Here is a 21,514-nt window from a genome sequence, read left to right on the forward strand (position 1 = left end):
ATATCATGGATTGATAAAGGATGGTATGCCGATTGAGGTCATCTTTTTCGTACAGGGATTGATGCGAGAATCTGGTCCTTATTAAAGCTTCTGAAACCTTTTCTTAAATAGCAATAGGCAAAAATCCGCTCTCGATTTTCACCGTAAATTTTGATCCGCCGCTTTGTGATTTCGCCGTTTTTGCTCATGTACATAATGTCAGCCAGTTCATATTGCCACTTTTTCGCGTAAACATGCATGCGGGTCACCCCCTCTGGCTATATTATACAAGAACGCACGTTCGTTTTCAATTGAAAACCGAATGTCTGTTCGTGTATTATAAGTGATGAGGTGATGAACATGTTGAAAGATCGAGGCACGATCAAGTGGACTTCCCTTATGCTCCCAGAACATGTGAAGGAACTAAAACAAATGTGGCAGGATGAAACAAAAAAACCCCGGCCCATTCTCGATCAACAAGAGCTGGAAGAATTCAACGAACGTCTTCTTGAAGCCTTTGAACACGGGAAACGGATCGAGGTAACCCGGTATCAAAACGGACGGGAAAACTCCCTGTCAGGAAAGATTGAAAAGATCGATGCGGTCTGTCAAATCATTGTTTTAAAAACATATGAACAGGTTCATTCCATACCATTCAGGGATATAACTAATCTCGAGATCACCGGGGATTAATCCGGGGCAATAAACTTATTCTATCTCATTCTCCTGGTATTCCTCCCACAGGCCGTCAAATACACTCAGGGCAGCGGGAAACGGGATATTCCATTCCAGGTAGCGGCTGATTTCATCATAAGATGTGGAGTGTTTAGGAAAATCGTGATCCTGAAACATCCAGTCTGCCAGCTTCTTTTGGTCATTATTTTCTTTGTTTCCCCTGTACCGCATCATAAAGTGATAAAATGAGCGCAACGTTGATTCTCCTTTACCCGGTTGCTGTAAGGATATTGTATGGACAAACCTTCGAAAATGCAAATCATATAGCTGTGAAAAAGGCATAAAAAAAGAGGCATCTAGCCTCTCTATTGCGAATCCATGGACATTTCCTGTTCCGCGGCCAGCTTTCTCCGGTATACAAACTGGGATGTCATAATGGCCACTTCATAAAGAACAATAAGCGGAATGGCCACTACCAGCTGAAGAATAAAGTCTGGCGGGGAAAGCATTGTTCCTAGAATGACTAGTACTAAATAAGCATACTTCCTCACCTTTTTTAAAAACATCGGGCTGATGATGCCAAGGCTGGTGAGAAACATTGAAATAACTGGTATTTCAAAGAAAAACGCAAAAGGAAGAGTAACCTGCATGATAAAGCGAAAATATTTTTCCGCGGTGAACATTTCTTCAAACATACCCGCATTTAAGGACAGCAGAAAGTTTAAGATTAAGTCTTTGATAACCAAATAACCAAACAGGAGACCACCTACAAATAACAAAAAAATAACCGGAATATATGTAACCGTGACTTTCTGCTCCTTTGGCGTTAAACCCGGCTTTACAAACAGCCAGATCTGCAGCGACAAAAAGGGAAGAGTCAGGGCAACTGCCACCGTACTGGCAATGATCATATAGATCCACAATATTTCTCCCGGGCCTAATACAATGAACTCAAACTGGGAATCATTCTCAAAAAAACGAAAGATGTCTTCCACGTAGATAAACCCTATGATAAAAAACAGAACAAAGACCATGAAACTCCACAGCAAACGTTTTCTGAGCTCATTTAAATGTTCTGTCACTTCCATTTCTTGATCATAAGGTCGTTGTTTGTCTGACATCACACATGACCTCCAATCCTGCGGTCAATTGCTGCTAAGAAAGCACCAATCAAATTGAACAAATGTTTGTCCCATACAGATGGAAAGACCGTTCAAAAGCACTCTGCACTCTTCCTGATCATTTACAAGAAGAAAGTGTAAGGCTACATTCACCTTACACCTTCAAGTATCCGTTAATTTACGTTTTTCTCCTTCGCATCTAATATTTTTTGTTCATCTTTTTGATTTGAAGCTGTGTCTGTAGCCGCGTGTTTAAATTCCCTGAGCGATGATCCAAAGGCTTTTCCGATCTCAGGCAATTTGGATGGGCCAAAAATAACTAAGGCAATGATTAAGATCAAAATCAACCCGGGAACGCCTATTTGTGCCATTTTCTTTCACCTCAAATCTTGATAATCATTAAGATTTCTTTTTGTCAGAAATCGTATCTCTTACTTCTTTCACTTCATCTGTCACATCGCCAGTGAGTTCCCTTGTGGAATGTTTAAACTCCTTTAACGTCTGACCGGCAGCCCGGCCTAATTCAGGCAATTTTTTCGGGCCGAAAATAATCAAAGCAATAACCAGAATTAAAATCAAACCTGGCACGCCAACTTGCATTGTTATCACCTTCCGTGGGGGAATTCGTTAACTAAACAGTCCTGAACATGATCAATAGTCTCTATCTATTTTCGCGAATTTTAATGCGGTTTGCAAATGTTTTTTAAAAGTTAACAAAAAGTTCACTTTCTTTCATATACACAAAAGGAATAGTCGTAAGGGTTTTGATCATCTTTTTTGCCTTTTGTTTTTGAAATAAGCTGCCACTCTGATGGATCAAAGGCAGGGAAATACGTATCTCCTTCAAATTGTTCGTCAATTTCGGTTATGTACATTCGGTCCGCAAATGCTATGGCCTGTTCAAACAGTCTCTGGCCGCCAATAACGAAGATTTCCTGATCCGGATTCCTGCTGTTTCTCTCCATGACCGGCTCCCAGGAATGGATGACGACACATCCTTCTGGCTGAAAGTTCCTGTTTCTGCTCATCACCATATTTTCCCGTCCTGGTAAAGGCTTTCCAATGGATTCAAACGTTTTTCTACCCATTACAATCGTATGGCCCATCGTTGTTTTTTTGAAATATCTTAAATCTTCGGGTAAATGCCAGGGAAGCTGATTATTACGGCCAATCAACCGATTCTGATCCATAGCTACAAGCAATGAAATCATTTTGCATGTTCTCCTTTTCATACTCATTATACCGCAACCGGTGCTTTTATGGCAGGGTGAGGATCGTATCCTTCAATGGACAGATCATCCAGCTCAACATCAAATATCGATCGGACATCAGGGTTGATGTTCAATGTCGGCAATGGTCGGGGGGCGCGGCTTAACTGGGTTTTGACCTGATCAACGTGATTCGAGTAAATATGGGCATCTCCGATCGTATGCACGAATTCTCCTACTTCCAGCCCTGTTTCATGGGCAATGAGGTGTGTCAGCAGTGAATAGCTGGCAATATTAAACGGAATGCCAAGGAAAATATCTCCACTTCGCTGATAAAGCTGGCAGGACAGTTTTCCATCCGCTACATAAAATTGAAACAAAGTATGGCATGGCGGCAGTGCCATGGAAGGCACATCTTCAGGATTCCAGGCAGTGACAATCAGTCTTCTGGAATATGGATGATGTTTAATGGTTTCTATGACATCTTTCAGCTGGTCTATCGTTTCCCCTGATGATGTTTTCCAGTTTCGCCACTGGCTTCCATATACATTCCCAAGGTCTCCGTATTTTTCGGCAAATGCATCATCTTCAAGAATTCTTTTTGTAAAGATGCCCATTTGTTTCTCATATTCTCGGTTAAATGATTCGTCCTCCTGAGAACGAAGCCCAAAATCCGTCATATCCGGACCATTATATCCATCGCTTTCCACCCATTTTTTAAAGGCCCATTCGTTCCATATATGATTATTGTGCTTCAAGAGGTAGCGGATATTCGTATCGCCTTTGATGAACCACAAAAGTTCGCTGGCAATCAGCTTAAAAGGAACCCGCTTTGTCGTTAACAGCGGAAACCCTTCCTGAAGATCGAAGCGCATCTGGTAGCCAAAAACAGAAATCGTTCCCGTTCTTGTCCGATCTTCCTTTTTATGCCCATTTTCCAGCACATGACTGCATAAGTTCAAATATTCTTGTTCACTTTTACTCATGTAACGTCCTCCTCTACCATTCACAAAATATGTATGAAATGAAAATGTAACATCATTGAAATGCTTCTTACAAAAAATCCTTTCAGAGGTGGTATCCCAGACAAATCTTTTTCATCTATTTTATCACAGCACGTTTTAGCCATGGGGCACATCCAGCATATTTTTTTAAAAGTCCCATATACTTTAAGTGATCCTCTGTGAAAAGGTGGTGTTTGTATGACTTTTGTACAGAAACACCCCGCCGTTCTTGGAACCGTAGCATGCAGTTTTGCCCTTTCACAGCCATTTTTCTATTACATGGCAGGGCCGCTTCAGGAAAATGATCAGTTAACCGAATCCAGAAGTCTTGTGTTTGGCATGCATGATGAAGCGGTGCACGCACTGCAAAAAAAATTAAAACGCATCAAATTGTATGAAGGCACAACAGATGGGAAATTTGGCATTAAAACCGAGCATGCCGTCAAACAATTTCAAAGAAGATACAACCTTGACATAACAGGACGTGCGAATAAGGAAACGATCCATCAATTAATGGAAATGGAAAGAGATTATTATCTGGAATCCTTGAAATCGATTGATGGACCCATCTATCCCGGAAGCCGGGGCAAAGATGTTGAAAGTCTTCAGTTAGCCCTTTATTACTTTGGTTTATACGAAGGTGAAATCGATGGCATATATGGTCCGTTGACAAAAAAAGCCGTTACGCAATTTCAGACAATTTATGATTTGCCGATTCAATCAACCGTAGACGAAGATTTTTTCAAGGTGCTTTATACGGGTGATCAAAAACGAATATCACAAAAAGTCATTCTCCTTAAAAATCAAGAAACATCAAACATAACACCGCTGGCAAACCATTTAAATACAGCAACCAATACCGCCACAAACACCAGTGCTTCCAGTGAGACTAATGGAAACATCGGCACTTCTCCAACTCATGCAAGTCAGGGTACCGGCCGATTAATTCAAACAGCCAGAGCCTATTTAGGTACACCTTATGTCTGGGGAGGAGAGTCACCTCAAGGGTTTGACTGCAGCGGTTATTTGCAGTTTGTTTACCAGAGCATCGGGGTGAGTCTCCCGAGGACGGTGGATCAAATCTGGTCCTCTACACTCCCGTTGAAAAGACCAAGTGTTGGGGATCTCGTCTTTTTTGAAACCTATAAACCGGGCCCCTCTCACGCTGGGATTTATTTAGGAGACGGAAAGTTTATCCATGCCGGTCTGGATGGCGTAACAATCAGCAGTTTAAGCAATTCATACTGGAAAAACCGTTATCTTGGAGCCAGAAGAGTCAATCAGTATTAAAGAGGTTGGTAGTCCTCCCCGTCCCATTCACGGTAAAATTGGGCCAAAAAGCTTTTCATAAATTCATGCCTTTTAATGGCGATGGCTCGGGCTGATTCTGTGTTTAACAGTTTAGGTAATTTTAACAACTTGTCATAAAAATGTTGAATGGTTGTGTCATTCGAGCCATATTCAACATTGGACAATTGATGTAAGGGGACAGCTGGATGATGAATCAGCTGTCCCTTTTTTCCTCCATACGCAAACGTTCGGGCAATACCTATGGCCCCCATGGCATCCAGTCTGTCAGCATCCTGAACAATTCTTCCTTCCAGGGTTTCTGGCACCCGATGATTTCCCCGATAAGAAATGTTTTTCATGGACAACAGGATTTGATCAATTCGATTTGTAGATAGCTGAAGGTTCCTTAAAAAGCGAATGATGTCTTGATAGGCTTGATCCGGATCATCATTCCATTTTTCATCCGGGTAGTCATGGAGAAGAGCCGTCATCTGACAGATAAATAAATTTCCCCCTTCCAGCCGGGCAAGATGTTCGGCCAGTTTTTTGACCCTTCTCATATGCCAGATGTCATGACCGGTCGGTTCATGACTGAATACGTCTTCCATCCACTTTTCTGTTTGAACTAACATTTCCTCGAAATTCATGCTAATCCTCCATCAAATAAATCCATTTGCCTCGGGTTTAACCCTTTATATTGAATATTCAGCAGGTTCATCAACTGTTTAGCATTGTCTGCTGCGTCCTTTCCGGAATTATTGTTGAACAGTATCGTGATGTGTTTCGTCTTTATTTGTAATTGTTTAATCCATCTGGACCATTCAGACAGTTCCTCTATACTATAACGGTACAAAAACCGTACCTTTCGCCAGTCCGGCCGTCCATTTCGATTCCACCCATGCACATTTCTTCCATGAAAACGAATGAGCGTGCGTTCCGGATGGGTTGGTTCCAGGACAACAGGCACGGAACCTTCCCCGGCCTGGGGTTCATCACAGATCGTATGAATCCATTTTTCTTCTTTCATAAATTGCAGTGTTTTTTGCCGATATTGCGGGGAAAACCAGGTCCGATTTCTAAATTCAAGGGCCAGCGGCAGATCGAAAAAATAATCCCGAATAACCCGAAGCCTGTTTACGTGTTCTTTTTTCAGATCAAACCATGGCGGGAACTGAAACAGAATACTGTTCAGCTTCCCGGATTGTAAAACCGGCTCAATGGATTCTCGATACTGATCCATAACGGCTCTGAATTCATCCTTTGTCACAGATTTCCGGTCATGGCCGGTCAGGGTTTGATAAGCTTTAATCACAAAAGAAAAATGTTCGGGTGTCTCTTTCACCCATTTTTCATAATTTTTTTCAGGCTGAATGGCATAAAAGGCGGTGTCCACTTCTACTACAGGAAAAAAGGAAGCATATACCGCCAGTTTCTCCTGTGGGGATATATTAGAATGATACAATGAGTCATGATCCCCCCAGCCTGTTAAACCGATATGTATAGACAAGCGTATAACCTCCTGAATCCCTCATTTGAAAACATATTTTTATTTATTTTACCAAAAAGAGGACTTTTTGAAATAGAAAGCACCAGAACGGACAGGTGCTTCCATCCCAGAAGTTAAGATTTTACCGCATTCTCACCTGAGCTTACACTCAATCGTTTTAAAATTTGCCGGGCAACCCACAATCCGCTGGCCCCCGCCTGGGCAAGCCCCCTGGTAATACCTGCTCCGTCTCCCGCTACAAAAAGTCCACGAACAGGCGTTTCAAATTGTTCGTCTACTTCAGGCCTTGCCGAATAAAATTTTGCTTCTACTCCATAAAACAGGGTGTGCTCGGATGCAATTCCAGGAGTCACCTGATCAAGGGCTTCAATCATTTCAAGCAAACTTTTCATTGTGTGATAGGGCAGTACGAGCCCAAGATCACCAGGAACAGCTTCTTTCAATGTTGGTTCAATAAATCCTTCGCGGATCCGTTTTTCAGTAGATCGTCTTCCTTTCATGAAATCACCCAGTTTTTGGACAATAATGCTTCCTCCAGATAAATAGTTGGCCAGCCTGGAGATTTCATGGGCATATTCATTGGGTTCATAAAAGGGGTCGGTAAATTGATGGGATACCAAAAGGGCAAAGTTGGTATTGCCACTTCCTAACTCGGGATCTTTATAGGAGTGACCATTGGCGAGCATCGTCCCTGAATGGTTTTCCACCACAACATGACCGCCCGGGTTACTGCAAAACGTGCGCACCCTGGTTCCAACCGAACTGTTAAACACAAATTTTCCTTCATACAGATGTTCATTGATCTCTTCCATGACAATATCTGATGTTTCTACACGTACCCCGATATCAACTTGATTATTTTTCATGGGAACGCCATATGTTTTCAATAAACGGCTCAGCCATTTGGAACCATCTCTTCCTGGAGCCATGACGACATGGTCCGCATAAAGGGTTTCATCATCTTTTGATAAAATCACACCTTGAACGTTGTGATTATTCACAATAATATCTTTAACTTCAGTCATAAAGCGCATGTCAATACGCTCTCTCAAGGTTTCATAGATGCTCTGTAAAATTTGCAGGTTTTGTTCTGTGCCAAGATGCCGGACATTGGCTCTTAATAGCTTCAATCCAGCTGCATAGGCTTTCCGTTCGATTTTTTTCACTTCTGGAGTGAGAGGATCCGTGATGGATCTTGTAGCGCCATGTCTTAAATTCATTTGGTCCACTTCATGAATGAGAGAGAGCACCTGTTCTTTTGAAAGGTAATCCGTCATCCATCCACCGAATTCGCTGGTTATATTAAACTTTCCATCTGAATAGGCTCCTGCTCCGCCAAATCCGCTCGTTATGGAGCAGGCTGGAAGACAGCCTGGATAAGCTTTTTTTCCTGCAGCAGGCGGGCACTTTGATAATTTTTTTTCTAAAATGGGACACCTTCTCTTATAAATATTATGCCCTTTGTCGATCAGCAAAATGTTCGCTTCTGGTAATTTTTCAGACAACTCATAAGAAGCAAAAATCCCTGCCGGTCCGCCTCCAACAATAATCACATCGTAATATTTTTTCATGTCATACTAGCCTCCCGACGTTATATCTCCGAAGTAACTGTAACAAAGGCGGATAGTTAAGTCAACACTATATACGAACTATTTTTGTTTATATTAAATTAATGTTCGTGTTTTACTTTGTTGATGCCAGTCAAACTTTGATTCTTTCTTTCTTGACACCTCCTTTTTATTAAGCTATACTTACATCAAGCAAAGAAGGTGTAAGGATTCATAAAAGGCAGGTAACTTCTATAGAAGTGAATGAATTTTGTGGTCCTTCACTTCTATAGGAGTTACCTTTTTTTATTGGAACCTGCATCTTGTTTGTGAAATTACCACATTTATGTGAAAGGTTTTAGGAGGATTTTACTTATGCAAAACGGTGTAGTTAAATGGTTCAATGCTGAAAAAGGTTATGGATTTATTCAGGTAGAAGGCGGAGACGATGTATTCGTACACTACTCTGCTATTCAGGAAGACGGTTTCAAAACCCTGGAAGAAGGTCAGGCAGTAGAATTTGAAATCGTTGAAGGCAATCGCGGTCCTCAAGCAGCTAATGTTGTAAAAAAATAAACGTTGAACCACTGATGCGGCAACCGCTATTTGCGGTTGCCGCTTTTATGTGCCGCTATCTTTAATTGAAAACGATGATGACAGGCAAATATTGATATATGCGAAAAGTTCAAGTAAAATGAATGTTCGTTAGGAAAACCCTTTTACATTCGTCACAATACATCGCCTTTTACTTGAAAGGAGGTCGCAGATCATGTTTAATGAATGGCTATGGCTTATCTTTGCTCTAGTAAATTTCTCACTTATTCTGATCATTTATCGGATGTTCGGCAAAGCCGGTCTGTTTGTATGGATTGGCATGTCTACTGTTGTAGCCAATATACAGGTTTTAAAAGTAGTGGAGTTGTTCGGTGTGACAGCTACCCTTGGAAACATCATGTATGGCACCATATTTCTCGCTACAGATATATTAAATGAGAAATACGGAAGAGAGGAAGCGAAAAAGGCAGTATGGCTTGGATTCTTCACGTTAATCTCCATGACAGTTATGATGCAGATTGCTCTGATGTTTATCCCTTCATCAGATGATACCGTTCAGGAAGCCCTTGCAGCACTGTTTGATCTTGTGCCCCAGGTTGCAGCAGGTAGTCTGGTAGCATACGTCATCAGTCAAAACTTTGACGTCTGGCTGTATCAAAAAATAAAATCAAAATTCACTTCGGATCAATTTTTATGGCTAAGAAACAACGGAAGCACGATGATCAGTCAGTTCGTTGATACTGCGGTCTTTTGCATCATTGCCTTCTGGGGAATGTTTTCGCTTCAAATATGGGTGGAAATATTTTTATCTACTTATTTGATCAAATTTATAGTCTCTGCCCTCGATACCCCGTTTATTTACGCCGCCAAACATATGCATAACCAAACATTCAATCCCAATGAACAGCAGGTGTAATGGTAAATAAAAGCGGGTAGCGATGGAAAAGACGAGCAAAAACCAAATGGCTAAAGTAAATATGATTGTAGTCAACATGAACAGGTTTCTGCGGGAACAGTACGTGTGAAAAAGTCCTATGAGTTTCCTGGAAAACCTGAGGCCACATCTATGAAAAGCACAGTATGTTGACCCCAGAAAAAAATCCGAACGATATTCTGGACAAATGAGTATCGCTCGGATCTTTCTTTTTTCTGGTTTTTCCCCTGATTCTTTTTAATTACAGGTATCAATTTTGTTTTCTGGATTTGAAATCCAGTCACTGAAACTTCCAACATATAGCCTGACATGTTGAAAACCGGCTTCCCATAGCGAGATAACATTGGGTGCAGCTGTTACTCCGGACCCGCAGTAAACAATGATTTCATCATAACTGTTTAGTTGATAAAAATGTTCTTTCAGTTGTTCAGGCTCTTTCCAAAACCCCCGTTCATCAAATAGATCCATCCAGAAATAGTTCAAAGCTCCAGGGATGTGCCCGGCTTTTGCATCGATCGGTTCATGTATTCCTGCATATCGTTCATAACTGCGGGAATCTACTATCGCGACGTTTTCATGGTTAAGTCGTTCTCTCACATCATCCTGATCAGCAACGAACTCTTTATGGACATTTGCTTTAAACGTTGTTTTGTTCCTGGGTGTCATGTCCTGATCAACTGGATATCCGGCCTCTTTCCAGGCCTTGATTCCACCGTTTAAAAGATAGACGTTCTCGTGACCAAGAAACGTTAAAAGCCAGACAAACCGTGAAGCAAAAGCATGGTTATCATCATAGGCAATCACTGTTGTATCGCTGGAAATCCCAGCTTGCTGTAATGTTTCAACAAAATCTTCCATACGGGGAAGCGGGTGTCTACCTCCTGTTTCCTTTACCTCTGAACTTAAGTCCTTTTCCAGATCAAAATAAACAGCAGAAGGAATATGACCCTTTCGATACCGTTCAATACCCTTGTCCGGATCATGGAGGTCAAACCTGCAATCCGCAAAGACTACATCTTGCCCTGATCGCCATTTTTCATAGCACCAGGATAGATCTTTTACCACCTTCATCCATTTCACCTCTCCCTTAAGTTTGCATAATATTATTACGGTTTTCTTTTTGTGCTAAAAAGGGATCTACCTTCCATATTCAACTTTATCATATATCTTTAAAGCCTTTTCTTCTTCCGGTATTCTAACATACATCAGGATCGCGTGAATGACAGGAAATAAGACAGCTGTCAAAAAAGCATGAAAAACCAGGGAAAGTACAATGAACTCAAGTCCTACCACAAAATAATTCGGATGCTTAAAAAAACGGTATGGCCCCACTTTTTTCAGTCTGGCACCGGGCAAAACGACAATTTTTGTGTTCCAGTATCGCCCAAGTGAACGTAAACACCAGATTCTCACCCCCTGCAAAACCAGGAAAAAGATTAAATAGATAACGGGAATGGGAGCCGAATGCTGATGACGAACATAGCTTTCGAAAAACAGGCTGATCAGAAATAGCACATGGGCTGTGACAATCCATTTATACAGCGGTTCATGAATGACGATGCCCCCTCTGTTTTTCATCCACATCTCATTTCGTTTCGCGATCATAACTTCTGTGAGACGCTGTATGATGACAGCAATCCATAAGAGCATGTACATCATACTGACTTCCACTCCAATAACAGCAACTCTGAACTAAATCCCGGACCCAGAGCAGTCAGGATGCTCTGCTTTCCCTTCATCTGTTGCTCTTCCATCACTTTTTTCAAAACGTAAAGGACGGTTGGGGATGACATATTCCCATGATGATGCAGGATTTCGCGGGAATATTTCAGCTTATCTCCGGGTTCCGTCATGACCCGTTCATATGCCTCCAGCACCTTTATCCCCCCGGGATGGGCGATAAAATAGGAAAGATCCCCCTCTTTCACTTCAGTTTTATTTAGAAATTCCTTAAAATGATGTTTCCAGAACGTTTCGACCAGCCGGGGAATGCTTTTGGCAAATATGACATAGAATCCTTTTTCTCTGATTTCCCACCCCATCACATCGAGGGCATTCTTTTTAAACTTACTGCTCGCTGCCATAATTTTTGGAACTTGCCTTCCTCCCTTCTGGATTAAGGGAGATCGATCACCAGCGAGAAGGACACTGGCTGCCCCATCGCCAAACAGGACCGTACCGATAAAGTTGCTTTTTCGGTGATCGTCTTTTTGAAAGGCCAAACTGCAGAATTCCAGGCATACTACCAGAACAGATTTTTCAGGATTCGCCTGCAGCCATTCATATGCTCTGGATAAACTGCACGCCCCGGCAACACATCCCAGTCCCCAGATAGGCATCCTCACCGTGTCATTCCGGAAGTTCAATTCATTCATAAATCGGACGTCAATGGAAGGGGTCGCTATACCGGTACTCGATGCAAAGATGACACAGTCTATTTTTTCAGGACGCACCTGTTGATTCAACAATATGTTATTGGTTAAACAATTGCGGATAGCCGATACCGCATGTGTGACAGCCTCATGCTCATATAGTTGGTTTCTCTCATGAAATGCATGATCTTCTTTAAACCATTCTAGAGGTACGACAAACTGCCGTTCTTTTATCTGTGAATTTTTAAAGGCTGGGAGTAGCCTTTCGATCTCCCTTTCTGATCGTGGGAAGATATCTTTGATCATTTCTTCTGCCTGTTCCTGCCGGATTCGGTACTCAGGGATGCTGACGCCTGCGGAAAGAATATATGCCATGAAATTCTCATCCTTTTTCAAATCGTTGTGCCTTTATCAGGTATAGTATTCTGGATATATTTTCCCTCCCGGCAGAATCAATTATTCATTTTTCCCTTTGTATTAAAATCCATAAATCGTCATTCCGCCATCAACAAAAATCGTTTGTCCAGTTATGTAATCACTCGCTTCAGAAGCTAAAAACACAGCTGTTCCAGTTAATTCATTCAGTTTCCCTATTCGTTTTAAAGGGGTCTGGTGAATAATCTCATTCACATAGTCCTCATCTTTCAGCAATTTTTCTGTTAATGATGTCGTGAAATACCATGGACCAATGGCATTAATCCGAATTCCATCTTTCCCCCATTCCAGAGCTAATGTTTTTGTCATCTGGATCAAAGCTGCTTTTGTCATTCCATAAACAACCCCGGTTCTCAATGCCACATGTCCTGCAACTGAGGAGATATTGATAATTTTCCCATACCCTTTATCTTTCATTTGTTTGGCGGCATACTGGGTCAGAAAAAAAGCCGCCTTCATATTTGTATTGACGATAACTTCCCACTCATCTTCAGTTACCTCTTCTGCCCTGCTGCGAATATTGATTCCAGCATTGTTCACCCATATATCAATGGATGCGCCAATTCTCTTTTCTTCTATTTTCTCGATGATCGCTTTATAATGCTGGACGTCTCCAGAAATGGTATATATATTTCCGCCATACTGCTTTAACTCCTCTTTCACTCGGTTTAAATCGGATTCGCTTCTGGAAATTAATAAGACATCTGCCCCCGCCTCGGCAAAAGCGGTACTAATTGCTTTTCCAATCCCTTTTGTAGCACCGGTTACAGCTGCCAGTTTTCCCCGCAAATGAAAATGGGGCAAATATTGTTCCATGTCAATCACACCTCTTTGTCAAATATTTTGATTTCTTGAAATATTTATTCTATTATAACATTTTTACAAATTATTTACTTTTACGGTCAATTCTTATAATATACTCAATGTTACAAGTTTTGTAAGAAAAAGGGGGATTCATAATGAAAAAAGCACTACTGGCTATCGGCTTATCTTCAGCTTTACTTTTTGCAGGGTGTGCTGATGATGAAGGACAAGATGTTCAAGAAGATCAGACAAATGATAATAATGATGTGACGGAAGTTGACGAAAATGAATTGAAATCATCTCTTCTGGATACTCAGATGAACTTAATCTCTGAACTTCGTGTTCTTAATCAGACCATACTTGAATATGACGCTTTATTGAATGGTGAAGAAGAGCCAGAAGAAGAAGCACTTATAGCGGCTGCCGAAGAAGCTAAAACCGCAGCTGAAGAAGCTCTTTCCAAACTGGAGTCTTTTGAAGTTTCCGGCACTTACACAGAGGAAGTGCAGAGCTCTCTGGAAGACTCTTTAGAAGATTTAAAAACCTATTTTCAGGAACGCATAAACGCACTTGACGAAAGCCAGACTGAGCCTGACTTTACGGCAGCTCAAGAAGCATTTGACAGCTTTCAGGAAAAATTCGGCTCCATTTTTGAGGAAGCAGGTCTTTTAGTACCTGATATGGCAAAAGAGCTTAGCTGAGCCAGCTTTTAACCGCAACGGCCAACTCATACTTGAGTTGGCCGTTTTTAATGATTGCACAAATGAAAATATTTATGATTTCCCCTATTTCCCTCCGACATATTGAACAATTTGTGAATATTTAGCAATAAACATACCACAGATCACTCGAAAAATGTAAGATAAAAGTAGAACATGTATCTGGTACAACATGGTACATGTACTTTAACTGAAAGGAGTGGGGGATGTATATGGCAAAGCAAACGGGCAAAACGTCCAACTCTGCTCATGAGCCGAACCTAAAGGGGACTATGGTTGCAGTGATGTTTGTTGCTGCGTTTCTTATCATTTCATGGTTTGGCGTTTGGGGAATTTTCATCGCTAGATAAAAAAATGCTTGGTTAGGAGGATAAGTTTATGCATCTTCATCGGTATGAGAAGATCTGGATTATTTTTGGTACAGGTGCCCTACTTGCTTTCTTGATTATCTTAGGAATCGGGGCCTTTTACCAGGGCAGTCAGCCTCCGAGTTGCATGGTGACCATCGATCCGCAAAATGTTCAGGCCCACGAAGCGTTCAAAGAGGAAAATCTGGGATTGAATCAGGTTGGGGAAAACGAATATGTGGTCAATATCCTTGCATCTGCGTTTAACTATGATCTGGGGAAAGATGAAAACGGTGCACCAGTGAAAACGATTCGGATCCCAGCTGGTGCCAAAGTCACTTTCCAGGCCACAACCAGTGATGTCATTCATGGTTTTGAACTGGCAGGTACCAATGTAAACATGATGCTTGAACCTGGATATATCAGTGAATATGAAACCACGATGGATAATCCTGGGACATATACCCTGATATGTAATGAGTATTGTGGAACAGGTCACCACTTAATGTATGCGACTGTGGAGGTGTATGAAGAATGATGAACCATTCAACAGCGTCAAAACCGGCTGATCAGGGGCTTTTAGCCCGAAAAGCAGGACTTCCCGCAAAAGACGCAAAGCTGTCTATGGCTCATATGTACGTAGCCTTTATTTCCCTCTTAATCGGAGGACTAATGGGGTTACTGCAGGTACTGGTGAGAACAGGTAAAATGACCCTTCCTTTTGGAATTGATTATTATCAGGTGCTCACGGTACACGGAGTGATTCTTGCCCTAGTTTTAACCACTTTTTTCATCATCGGTTTTCAGTATGCATTGATGAGCAAAACCGTTGGCATGTCTGACGGTGAACGAAAATGGGCATGGATTAGTTTTTATGTGATGCTGATCGGAACCGTTGTAACAGCTGTGATGATTTTATTAGGAAAAGCAAACGTATTATATACATTTTATGCTCCCCTTCAGGCACATCCGCTGTTTTATATTGGATTAGCACTTGTTGTTGTTGGGAGCTGGATTGCAGTATTTGTGAACCTGCACCAATTTTTTAAATGGAAAAAACAGCATCGGGGCGAAGTGTCTCCACTGTTAGCCTTTATGGTAGCTATCAATATGATTATCTGGTTTATTTCTACTCTTGGCGTGGCTGCAACCGTCGTCATCCAGCTGATCCCGTGGTCTCTGGGACTGGTGGATGAAATCAATGTGCTCGTCAGCCGCACCTTGTTCTGGTATTTCGGCCACCCGCTCGTTTATTTCTGGCTTTTGCCAGCATATATGGCCTGGTATGCCATTATACCAAAAATTATTGGTGGAAAAATTTTCAGTGATTCACTGGCACGCCTGGCCTTTATTATGTTCCTGTTGTTTTCAATACCAGTAGGTTTTCACCATCAGCTGCTGGAACCGGGTATTGATCCATTCTGGAAATATATTCAGGTTGTGTTAACATTCGCTGTCGCAATTCCGTCATTGCTTACAGCCTTCTCCATGTTTGCAACTTTTGAATCTGCAGGACGGGCAAAAGGATATACCGGTTTATTTGGATTTATGAGGGGACTTCCCTGGAAAGACGTTCGCTTTTTTGCACCGTTTGTTGGAATGCTTGCTTTTGTACCAGCTGGTGCCGGCGGGTTAATCAATGCGTCTCACCAGTTAAATCAGGTGGTGCATAATACGATTTGGGTGACCGGGCACTTTCATTTAACCCTGGCAACAACTGTTATTCTAACGTTCTTTGGTATTTCATACTGGCTTATTCCTGTATTGACTGGACGAAAGTTAAATGCGCATATCAACCGTCTTGGCATTATTCAAACCATCGTATGGTCAATCGGCATGTTTATCATGTCCGGAGCGATGCATATCGCGGGACTTCTCGGTGCTCCCAGACGTTCCTCCTATTCTGAATACGGCGGCAGTGAACAGGCAATGGAATGGATTGGATATCAGTATGCCCAGGCGATCGGAGGTAGCATCCTGTTCATCGGCATCCTTCTGATGGTCTATATTTTCGTATACATGACATTCTTTGCACCAAAAGGTCAGGAAGAATTTCCAATGGCGGAAACAGCAGAAGATGCGCTGCCGACGCCTATGGTATTTGAAAACTGGAAGTTGTGGATTGGCCTTGCGGTTGCTCTAATTCTTTTCGCCTACACCATTCCATTTATCGATATTATTCAGAATTCACCTCCGGGATCACCGCCATTCAAATGGCCAATTGGCTACAATTAAAATATCATAAAACCATAAGGCTTTCTCAACTGAGAAAGCCTTATGGTTTTTACCATTGATAAATATCCTGATATTTTTTCTCGAGGTAACGGACGAGGTAATCCGGATTTAACGTCTCGCCTGTCACGTCTTTCAAAATATCAAGGGGCTCCTTCATCTTCCCGTATTGATGAATTTGTACTGTCAGCCATTCTTTTATCTTTTTTAATTCCCCATTTTCAATGGCCTGATTGACATCAAAAGACTGATTCATAGCATGAAGGAGCTGGGCCCCGTACATATATCCTAATGCATAGGATGGAAAATATCCGAAACTTCCACCTGACCAGTGCACATCCTGAAGTACCCCTTCTCTGTCATTCCGAGGTCGTATCCCTAAATAGTCTTCCATTTTATCATTCCATAGTTCCGGTAAATCTTTGACATCTATATCCTGACTGATTAGTGCTTTTTCCAGTTCATAACGGATCATAATATGGAGCGGATATGTCATTTCATCAGCCTCTATCCGGATATAGGAAGGCCTGACTTCATTAATGGATTGATAAAACATATCCAGCGGAATAGAATGAAATTCCTCCGGAGCATACCGCTTAAACGTGTTATAATACCGTTTCCAGAAGGCCTTGCTTCTGGCTACATAATTTTCCCAGAAGAGGGACTGGGATTCATGAATCCCCATGGATGTTCCCGAGCTGAGGGGTGTTCCTTCCAGTTCATCACTGATGTTTTGCTCATATAATGCATGCCCTCCCTCATGGATTGTTCCAAACACAGCCATGCGGAAATCGTTTTCGTCGTATCTTGTCGTAATGCGGACGTCTTGTTGGTTGAGAGTAATTTCAAAAGGATGAACCGTATCGTCCAGTCTTCCTGCTTCAAAGTCATATCCCATCTGTTCCAGTATTTCCAGCGTAAATCTTTTCTGATCCTCCTTCGGGAATTTCTGAAGTATAACAGATGGATCGGGTTTGTTTTTTGATCTTTTTACTTTTTCTAAAAGGTTGACAAGGGATGTCCGCAGTTTTGGGAAAACTTCATCCAGCTGCTTAACCGTTATTCCAGGTTCATAAATATCCAGCAGGGTATCATAAATATGCTGATCATAACCCCAGTAATTTGCAAATTTAATATTAAAATCAACCAACTTTTCAAGATAAGGCTTAAACATTTCAAAATCCGACTTTTCCCTGGCCTCTTCCCATACTGACTCAGCCTGAGATTGAAGGGTTACGTATTCTTTATTTTCATCTTCTGGAATCTTAATACTTCTCTCGTATTTTTTTTCGCATTCTAGCACCGCTTTATGTATGATTGGATCTTTCGTCTCATCCTTTAACTGATCAATAAACTCCTTCATACGATCAGAGGTTGTCATTCGGTGTACTTTGCTGGAAAGGATTCCAATGGTTTCTGACCTTGTTTTCACACCCTTTTTCGGTGCTTTTGTCCGCAAATCCCAGAAAATAAGGCTTAATGCTTCATGATAAGCCTTGATTTCTCTCAGGTAGGTTAAAAATGCTTTTTCCGTTTTGGTATACGTTTTTGACAAAAGACTCACTCCCTATTTCTGATGGATTCTTTTTAAACCTTTCTGAAACAGACCTTCTTATTCAAATTTATTCTTCAGGAACACGTTTTACCCTTCTACATTATTTAAAAATGGAGGAGTTGTGTCCAGTGGCTATAGATCTTTTAAAAACAAAGACAAAATCCCTCCGCCAATCATCATCGAAACAGCAAAAATGATAGGACTGTTAACAACATTTAATAAGGACAGCCCTGCCCCAAAGGCCAGAGCTCCTCCCAATCCTATTCGGACTATCGCCTTCTTTTGTCTCAATGAAAGACCAATGAATGCCCCGCCGATGGCTCCGCTGATGATTCCCATAAAGAAGTAATGTAAAGGCGGCTCCCAAACATCTAAAACCAATAAGAAAGAAACATAAAAGCCGACAAAAAAACCGACTGCTCCGTATAACCCTGACAATAATGCCGATGAAACCGTACCAATTCTGGCATAACCTACAGCTGCTCCTCCCAAAAATCCCATCATTCCAAGTCCATAAATCAATAAGTCACCACTGTATGCAGCAACGATCCCTCCAATTCCAAATCCCGCTGAAGGCAACCACATCAACTGTGTTTTTCTATTCACACAATCCCTCCTTTCTTCAATCTTCCTCCGTTATCATCCTTCTTTCCCTGTTCCTGCTATTATCATTATAGCCTTTTACGATTCGAATTTATATATCATTGTCAATCCAATGATCGTACCTGTCCTTATACATTGCACCAATAGATCGTCACACAACTATTTTTCTAACATAAAATGTTCATGACACTGACCTAGCAATAAGTAAAAGGAAGTGATTACGTGTTTTTCCATATAAAAGAACTGCAATATGACGCTGCCCCTGAACGTCCGGATCCTGTATATGCTAAAAAGTTGCAGGAAATTCTAGGCGGGCATTATGGTGAAATGACGGTGGCCATGCAATATTTGTTTCAAGGACTTAATAGCCGGGCTGATAAAAAATATCGGGACTTACTTTTAGACACTGCAACCGAAGAACTGGCTCATGTTGAAATGCTGGTCACGATGATCGCCAGGCTTCTCGATGACGCACCGGTAGATGTACAGGAAGAAGCAGCCAAAGACCCGCTGGTTGAGGCGGCCCTTGGGGGCAGAAATCCTCAGCATGTCATTGTCAGCGGACTCGGTGCACTGCCTGCAGATAGTGCAGGAAATTTCTGGTCAGGAAGTTATGTAGGGGCAAGTGGGAATCTGTTAGCCGATTTTAGGGATAATCTGACAAAAGAATCCCACGGCCGCTTGCAGGCTGTTCGATTATATGAGCTGTCCGATGATTCTGGTGTCAAAGACATGCTTTCCTTCCTGATTGCCCGGGATACGATGCACCAGAATCAATGGATTGCAGCTATTTCTGAAATTGAACAGCGGGAATGTGATCTGGTGGTCCCTGCTACCTTCCCTCGCTCCCTTGAGAAGCAGGAAGTCTCCTATGATTTTTATAACTTTTCCCGGGGAGAGGAAAGTAAAAAAGGCCGATGGGCTAATGGGCCAAGTATGGATGGTAAAGGTTTGTTCAACTATGTTGCCAGTCCCCCGGCTTATGGACCAAAACCTTTCTTGTTTCCAGCTCCCCTTCCTGTCCACGATACTATACCGATGGTTCATCCAAAACCCAGTAAAATCTAAGGCCGGCATGGAAACAGGATAGGATTAAAAAGCTGAGAAGATGGGGCACAAAAGCATGAACAAATGAAAAACACGGCCGAACAGTCTGACATTCACAAATTCAACATGAGAAGAATTCTTCTTGCGAAAAATCCTTAAAGACAGAATAGATGAGCTGTTGCGGAAGCGAAGTAAGAGAATGAAGAACTGTGAATATATCCGAACAAATTCATCTAACGATTGAATGTTGTTCGGATATTTCTTTCTTATTTCAGTTTTGTCCCGGCCTGGCAAAATCATATACAGCTGTCTGTCCTAGCCTTTATGCTTTTTTGCGGTCATTTTATCCTTCCGTCTTTTTTCCGAAATACTGGTAGTAATCGGTCCGAATAAATCCATTAAATAGCTTCCGTTTCTTTGTTGCTTTTTCTCCGTACAATTTCTCAAAGTGTTGATGGGAAGTTAAAATATAAACACTCCAGCTCGGGTGTTCAGACATGATCTTCCCTAAATCTTTGTACAGTTGTTCTACTTTTTTCCTTTCCCCAATTCGTTCCCCATAGGGAGGATTACCGATTAAGTAACCATCTGGCACTTTCGGATGAAAATCAGCTGCCTGCATTTGCTTCCAGTTGATCAGCTCCGCAAGTCCTGCTTCCATCGCATTTTCCTTTGCCGTTTCAACCATACGGTGATCAATGTCAAAACCTGAAATTTCCAATTTTTGATCATAATTGGCCAGGTCCTCTGCTTCAATGATGGCATCATCCCAGAACTTTTTCGGAATGAAATCCCATTCCTCTGAAACAAAACTCCGATTAAAGCCAGGTGCGATATTCTGTCCAATTAGAGCGGCTTCGATTGGAATCGTTCCAGAACCCGTAAATGGATCAACTAAGGGATATTCCGGCGTCCAGTTTGTTAGTTGGATTAAAGCAGCTGCGAGAGTTTCCTTTAATGGAGCATCTCCCTGTTTTACCCGATAACCTCTTTTATGCAGTCCCTGACCGGATGTATCAATAGTTAAAGTGGCTTTATCTTTTAACAAAGCCACCTCAACTTTATAAACGGGACCATCCTCCGGGAGTCTGGTGGCCAGTCCATATTTTTGCATCAGACGGTCTGCAATGGCTTTTTTTGTAATGGACTGACAATCTCTTACGGAATAGAGCTTTGATTTAACAGATTTTCCGATGACAGGTACTTCTCCATTCTCCGGAATATAATGCTCCCAGGGAAGATCTCTTGTCTGGTCGTACAATTCTTCAAAGGAAGTTGCTGTAAACTCACCAACCAGAATCTTGACCCGGTCAGCCGAGCGCAGCCATAAATTGCTTCGGGGAATGCCTGAAAGATCGCTAGTATAGACCACCCGGCTATTTTCCACCTTTACATCGTCAAATCCAAGGTTTCTTACCTCATTCCCAACTACAGACTCAAGCCCCATGGCTGAGGTTGCAATTAACGTTAAAGGTTCGGTCATGACTTATTCTCCCCTTCTTTGAATTTCAGACTTGATATATTTGTTCGATTTTTTTGATGATGTACCTTGAACCATGTAATCCGGCATAACTGTTGTC

26 protein-coding genes are annotated in these 21,514 nt (G+C 41.8%); 9 read left to right on the forward strand and 17 right to left on the reverse strand.

The genetic code is table 11. The features are described from left to right. Positions 1 to 38 precede the first annotated feature (38 nt). Positions 39 to 239: a transcriptional regulator gene (locus EDD68_RS03920; RefSeq protein WP_132370941.1), complete on the reverse strand. Its 201-nt coding sequence runs from the start codon at positions 237 to 239 to the stop codon at positions 39 to 41. Between the two features lie 100 nt (positions 240 to 339). Here EDD68_RS03920 and EDD68_RS03925 point away from each other — a divergent pair, with 100 nt between their 5' ends. After that, a complete protein-coding gene (locus tag EDD68_RS03925) occupies positions 340 to 672 on the forward strand; it encodes a YolD-like family protein (RefSeq protein ID WP_165902054.1) in 333 nt (110 codons plus the stop codon). Positions 673 to 687: 15 nt separating this feature from the next. Here the strand turns inward: EDD68_RS03925 and EDD68_RS03930 are convergent, their stop codons facing one another. From EDD68_RS03930 to EDD68_RS03955, 6 genes are all read right to left on the reverse strand, one after another. Beyond that, on the reverse strand, positions 688 to 909 hold the full coding sequence (locus tag EDD68_RS03930) for a YozE family protein (protein WP_132370943.1): 222 nt from the start codon (positions 907 to 909) through the stop codon (positions 688 to 690). A gap of 110 nt (positions 910 to 1,019) precedes the next feature. After that, positions 1,020 to 1,775, reverse strand: coding sequence for a twin-arginine translocase subunit TatC (gene tatC, locus EDD68_RS03935; RefSeq protein WP_132370944.1), 756 nt, complete (start codon positions 1,773 to 1,775; stop codon positions 1,020 to 1,022). 173 nt (positions 1,776 to 1,948) lie between these two features. Next, on the reverse strand, positions 1,949 to 2,146 hold the full coding sequence (tatA, locus tag EDD68_RS03940; protein WP_132370945.1) for a twin-arginine translocase TatA/TatE family subunit: 198 nt from the start codon (positions 2,144 to 2,146) through the stop codon (positions 1,949 to 1,951). A gap of 28 nt (positions 2,147 to 2,174) precedes the next feature. Beyond that, complete coding sequence (tatA, locus tag EDD68_RS03945; RefSeq protein WP_132371097.1) at positions 2,175 to 2,381, reverse strand: twin-arginine translocase TatA/TatE family subunit; 207 nt, start codon at positions 2,379 to 2,381, stop codon at positions 2,175 to 2,177. A 116-nt stretch (positions 2,382 to 2,497) separates the two neighbouring features. After that, positions 2,498 to 2,986: a dihydrofolate reductase gene (locus EDD68_RS03950; RefSeq protein ID WP_132370946.1), complete on the reverse strand. Its 489-nt coding sequence runs from the start codon at positions 2,984 to 2,986 to the stop codon at positions 2,498 to 2,500. Between the two features lie 26 nt (positions 2,987 to 3,012). Continuing rightward, entirely contained in the window at positions 3,013 to 3,969 is a 957-nt protein-coding gene (locus EDD68_RS03955) for a thymidylate synthase (protein WP_132370947.1), read from the reverse strand. A gap of 216 nt (positions 3,970 to 4,185) precedes the next feature. Here EDD68_RS03955 and EDD68_RS03960 point away from each other — a divergent pair, with 216 nt between their 5' ends. Continuing rightward, positions 4,186 to 5,277 carry a C40 family peptidase gene (locus EDD68_RS03960; RefSeq protein WP_132370948.1) on the forward strand — a complete coding sequence of 364 codons (1,092 nt, stop codon included), beginning with the start codon at positions 4,186 to 4,188 and terminating at the stop codon, positions 5,275 to 5,277. Here the strand turns inward: EDD68_RS03960 and EDD68_RS03965 are convergent. The 3 genes from EDD68_RS03965 to EDD68_RS03975 all read right to left on the reverse strand — a co-directional run bounded on the left by EDD68_RS03965 (position 5,274) and on the right by EDD68_RS03975 (position 8,355). Further along, entirely contained in the window at positions 5,274 to 5,924 is a 651-nt protein-coding gene (locus tag EDD68_RS03965) for an HD domain-containing protein (protein WP_132370949.1), read from the reverse strand. The genes EDD68_RS03960 and EDD68_RS03965 overlap by 4 nt on opposite strands. Beyond that, positions 5,921 to 6,784, reverse strand: coding sequence for a DUF72 domain-containing protein (locus EDD68_RS03970; protein ID WP_132370950.1), 864 nt, complete (start codon positions 6,782 to 6,784; stop codon positions 5,921 to 5,923). Before EDD68_RS03970 ends, EDD68_RS03965 begins: the two co-directional genes overlap by 4 nt. A gap of 113 nt (positions 6,785 to 6,897) precedes the next feature. Next, positions 6,898 to 8,355: an NAD(P)/FAD-dependent oxidoreductase gene (locus tag EDD68_RS03975; RefSeq protein ID WP_132370951.1), complete on the reverse strand. Its 1,458-nt coding sequence runs from the start codon at positions 8,353 to 8,355 to the stop codon at positions 6,898 to 6,900. Positions 8,356 to 8,706: 351 nt separating this feature from the next. Here EDD68_RS03975 and cspD point away from each other — a divergent pair, with 351 nt between their 5' ends. Next, positions 8,707 to 8,907: a cold-shock protein CspD gene (gene cspD / locus EDD68_RS03980; RefSeq protein ID WP_132370952.1), complete on the forward strand. Its 201-nt coding sequence runs from the start codon at positions 8,707 to 8,709 to the stop codon at positions 8,905 to 8,907. Between the two features lie 193 nt (positions 8,908 to 9,100). After that, complete coding sequence (locus EDD68_RS03985; RefSeq protein ID WP_132370953.1) at positions 9,101 to 9,802, forward strand: queuosine precursor transporter; 702 nt, start codon at positions 9,101 to 9,103, stop codon at positions 9,800 to 9,802. 255 nt (positions 9,803 to 10,057) lie between these two features. On the opposite strand, the gene EDD68_RS03990 is transcribed toward EDD68_RS03985, so the two are convergent. The 4 genes from EDD68_RS03990 to EDD68_RS04005 all read right to left on the reverse strand — a co-directional run bounded on the left by EDD68_RS03990 (position 10,058) and on the right by EDD68_RS04005 (position 13,443). After that, positions 10,058 to 10,891, reverse strand: coding sequence for a sulfurtransferase (locus EDD68_RS03990; protein WP_132370954.1), 834 nt, complete (start codon positions 10,889 to 10,891; stop codon positions 10,058 to 10,060). Between the two features lie 66 nt (positions 10,892 to 10,957). Next, the gene (locus EDD68_RS03995) at positions 10,958 to 11,476 is read right to left on the reverse strand and encodes an isoprenylcysteine carboxyl methyltransferase family protein (protein WP_165902055.1); all 519 of its coding nucleotides are present in this window, start codon (positions 11,474 to 11,476) and stop codon (positions 10,958 to 10,960) included. After that, positions 11,476 to 12,567, reverse strand: a complete 1,092-nt coding sequence (locus EDD68_RS04000) for a type III polyketide synthase (protein WP_132370956.1) — start codon at positions 12,565 to 12,567, stop codon at positions 11,476 to 11,478. The genes EDD68_RS03995 and EDD68_RS04000 overlap by 1 nt, the downstream gene beginning before the upstream one ends. Before the next feature lie 102 nt (positions 12,568 to 12,669). Continuing rightward, a complete protein-coding gene (locus EDD68_RS04005; protein WP_132370957.1) occupies positions 12,670 to 13,443 on the reverse strand; it encodes an SDR family NAD(P)-dependent oxidoreductase in 774 nt (257 codons plus the stop codon). Positions 13,444 to 13,586: 143 nt separating this feature from the next. Here EDD68_RS04005 and EDD68_RS04010 point away from each other — a divergent pair, with 143 nt between their 5' ends. The 4 genes from EDD68_RS04010 (at position 13,587) to EDD68_RS04025 (ending at position 16,732) form a co-directional block, all read left to right on the forward strand. Beyond that, entirely contained in the window at positions 13,587 to 14,132 is a 546-nt protein-coding gene (locus tag EDD68_RS04010; RefSeq protein WP_132370958.1) for a hypothetical protein, read from the forward strand. Positions 14,133 to 14,362: 230 nt separating this feature from the next. After that, entirely contained in the window at positions 14,363 to 14,500 is a 138-nt protein-coding gene (locus EDD68_RS04015) for a cytochrome c oxidase subunit 2A (protein ID WP_132370959.1), read from the forward strand. 28 nt (positions 14,501 to 14,528) lie between these two features. After that, complete coding sequence (locus EDD68_RS04020) at positions 14,529 to 15,035, forward strand: cytochrome c oxidase subunit II (protein WP_132370960.1); 507 nt, start codon at positions 14,529 to 14,531, stop codon at positions 15,033 to 15,035. 86 nt (positions 15,036 to 15,121) lie between these two features. After that, positions 15,122 to 16,732 carry a b(o/a)3-type cytochrome-c oxidase subunit 1 gene (locus tag EDD68_RS04025; RefSeq protein ID WP_243646754.1) on the forward strand — a complete coding sequence of 537 codons (1,611 nt, stop codon included), beginning with the start codon at positions 15,122 to 15,124 and terminating at the stop codon, positions 16,730 to 16,732. Between the two features lie 49 nt (positions 16,733 to 16,781). Here the strand turns inward: EDD68_RS04025 and EDD68_RS04030 are convergent, their stop codons facing one another. Further along, entirely contained in the window at positions 16,782 to 18,284 is a 1,503-nt protein-coding gene (locus tag EDD68_RS04030; protein WP_279388231.1) for a carboxypeptidase M32, read from the reverse strand. Positions 18,285 to 18,416: 132 nt separating this feature from the next. Then, on the reverse strand, positions 18,417 to 18,890 hold the full coding sequence (locus EDD68_RS04035) for a hypothetical protein (protein ID WP_132370963.1): 474 nt from the start codon (positions 18,888 to 18,890) through the stop codon (positions 18,417 to 18,419). A 219-nt stretch (positions 18,891 to 19,109) separates the two neighbouring features. Between EDD68_RS04035 and EDD68_RS04040 the strand changes: the two genes are divergently transcribed. Next, entirely contained in the window at positions 19,110 to 19,955 is an 846-nt protein-coding gene (locus EDD68_RS04040) for a manganese catalase (protein ID WP_132370964.1), read from the forward strand. 322 nt (positions 19,956 to 20,277) lie between these two features. On the opposite strand, the gene EDD68_RS04045 is transcribed toward EDD68_RS04040, so the two are convergent. After that, a complete protein-coding gene (locus tag EDD68_RS04045) occupies positions 20,278 to 21,417 on the reverse strand; it encodes a THUMP domain-containing class I SAM-dependent RNA methyltransferase (RefSeq protein ID WP_132370965.1) in 1,140 nt (379 codons plus the stop codon). Between the last annotated feature and the right edge of the window lie 97 nt (positions 21,418 to 21,514).

It is taken from the genome of Melghiribacillus thermohalophilus (assembly GCF_004342905.1).
In the GTDB taxonomy this organism is placed as follows: domain Bacteria; phylum Bacillota; class Bacilli; order Bacillales; family Alkalibacillaceae; genus Melghiribacillus; species Melghiribacillus thermohalophilus.

Coding starts and splice junctions, on each gene's coding strand:
- EDD68_RS03920 (WP_132370941.1), bottom strand. CDS start 239: ATGCATGTTTACGCGAAAAAGTGGCAATATGAACTGGCTGACATTATG.
- EDD68_RS03925 (WP_165902054.1), top strand. CDS start 340: ATGTTGAAAGATCGAGGCACGATCAAGTGGACTTCCCTTATGCTCCCA.
- tatC (WP_132370944.1), bottom strand. CDS start 1,775: ATGTCAGACAAACAACGACCTTATGATCAAGAAATGGAAGTGACAGAA.
- tatA (WP_132370945.1), bottom strand. CDS start 2,146: ATGGCACAAATAGGCGTTCCCGGGTTGATTTTGATCTTAATCATTGCC.
- EDD68_RS03950 (WP_132370946.1), bottom strand. CDS start 2,986: ATGATTTCATTGCTTGTAGCTATGGATCAGAATCGGTTGATTGGCCGT.
- EDD68_RS03955 (WP_132370947.1), bottom strand. CDS start 3,969: ATGAGTAAAAGTGAACAAGAATATTTGAACTTATGCAGTCATGTGCTG.
- EDD68_RS03960 (WP_132370948.1), top strand. CDS start 4,186: ATGACTTTTGTACAGAAACACCCCGCCGTTCTTGGAACCGTAGCATGC.
- EDD68_RS03965 (WP_132370949.1), bottom strand. CDS start 5,924: ATGAATTTCGAGGAAATGTTAGTTCAAACAGAAAAGTGGATGGAAGAC.
- EDD68_RS03975 (WP_132370951.1), bottom strand. CDS start 8,355: ATGAAAAAATATTACGATGTGATTATTGTTGGAGGCGGACCGGCAGGG.
- cspD (WP_132370952.1), top strand. CDS start 8,707: ATGCAAAACGGTGTAGTTAAATGGTTCAATGCTGAAAAAGGTTATGGA.
- EDD68_RS03985 (WP_132370953.1), top strand. CDS start 9,101: ATGTTTAATGAATGGCTATGGCTTATCTTTGCTCTAGTAAATTTCTCA.
- EDD68_RS03990 (WP_132370954.1), bottom strand. CDS start 10,891: ATGAAGGTGGTAAAAGATCTATCCTGGTGCTATGAAAAATGGCGATCA.
- EDD68_RS03995 (WP_165902055.1), bottom strand. CDS start 11,476: ATGTACATGCTCTTATGGATTGCTGTCATCATACAGCGTCTCACAGAA.
- EDD68_RS04000 (WP_132370956.1), bottom strand. CDS start 12,567: ATGGCATATATTCTTTCCGCAGGCGTCAGCATCCCTGAGTACCGAATC.
- EDD68_RS04005 (WP_132370957.1), bottom strand. CDS start 13,443: ATGGAACAATATTTGCCCCATTTTCATTTGCGGGGAAAACTGGCAGCT.
- EDD68_RS04010 (WP_132370958.1), top strand. CDS start 13,587: ATGAAAAAAGCACTACTGGCTATCGGCTTATCTTCAGCTTTACTTTTT.
- EDD68_RS04015 (WP_132370959.1), top strand. CDS start 14,363: ATGGCAAAGCAAACGGGCAAAACGTCCAACTCTGCTCATGAGCCGAAC.
- EDD68_RS04020 (WP_132370960.1), top strand. CDS start 14,529: ATGCATCTTCATCGGTATGAGAAGATCTGGATTATTTTTGGTACAGGT.
- EDD68_RS04025 (WP_243646754.1), top strand. CDS start 15,122: ATGGCTCATATGTACGTAGCCTTTATTTCCCTCTTAATCGGAGGACTA.
- EDD68_RS04045 (WP_132370965.1), bottom strand. CDS start 21,417: ATGACCGAACCTTTAACGTTAATTGCAACCTCAGCCATGGGGCTTGAG.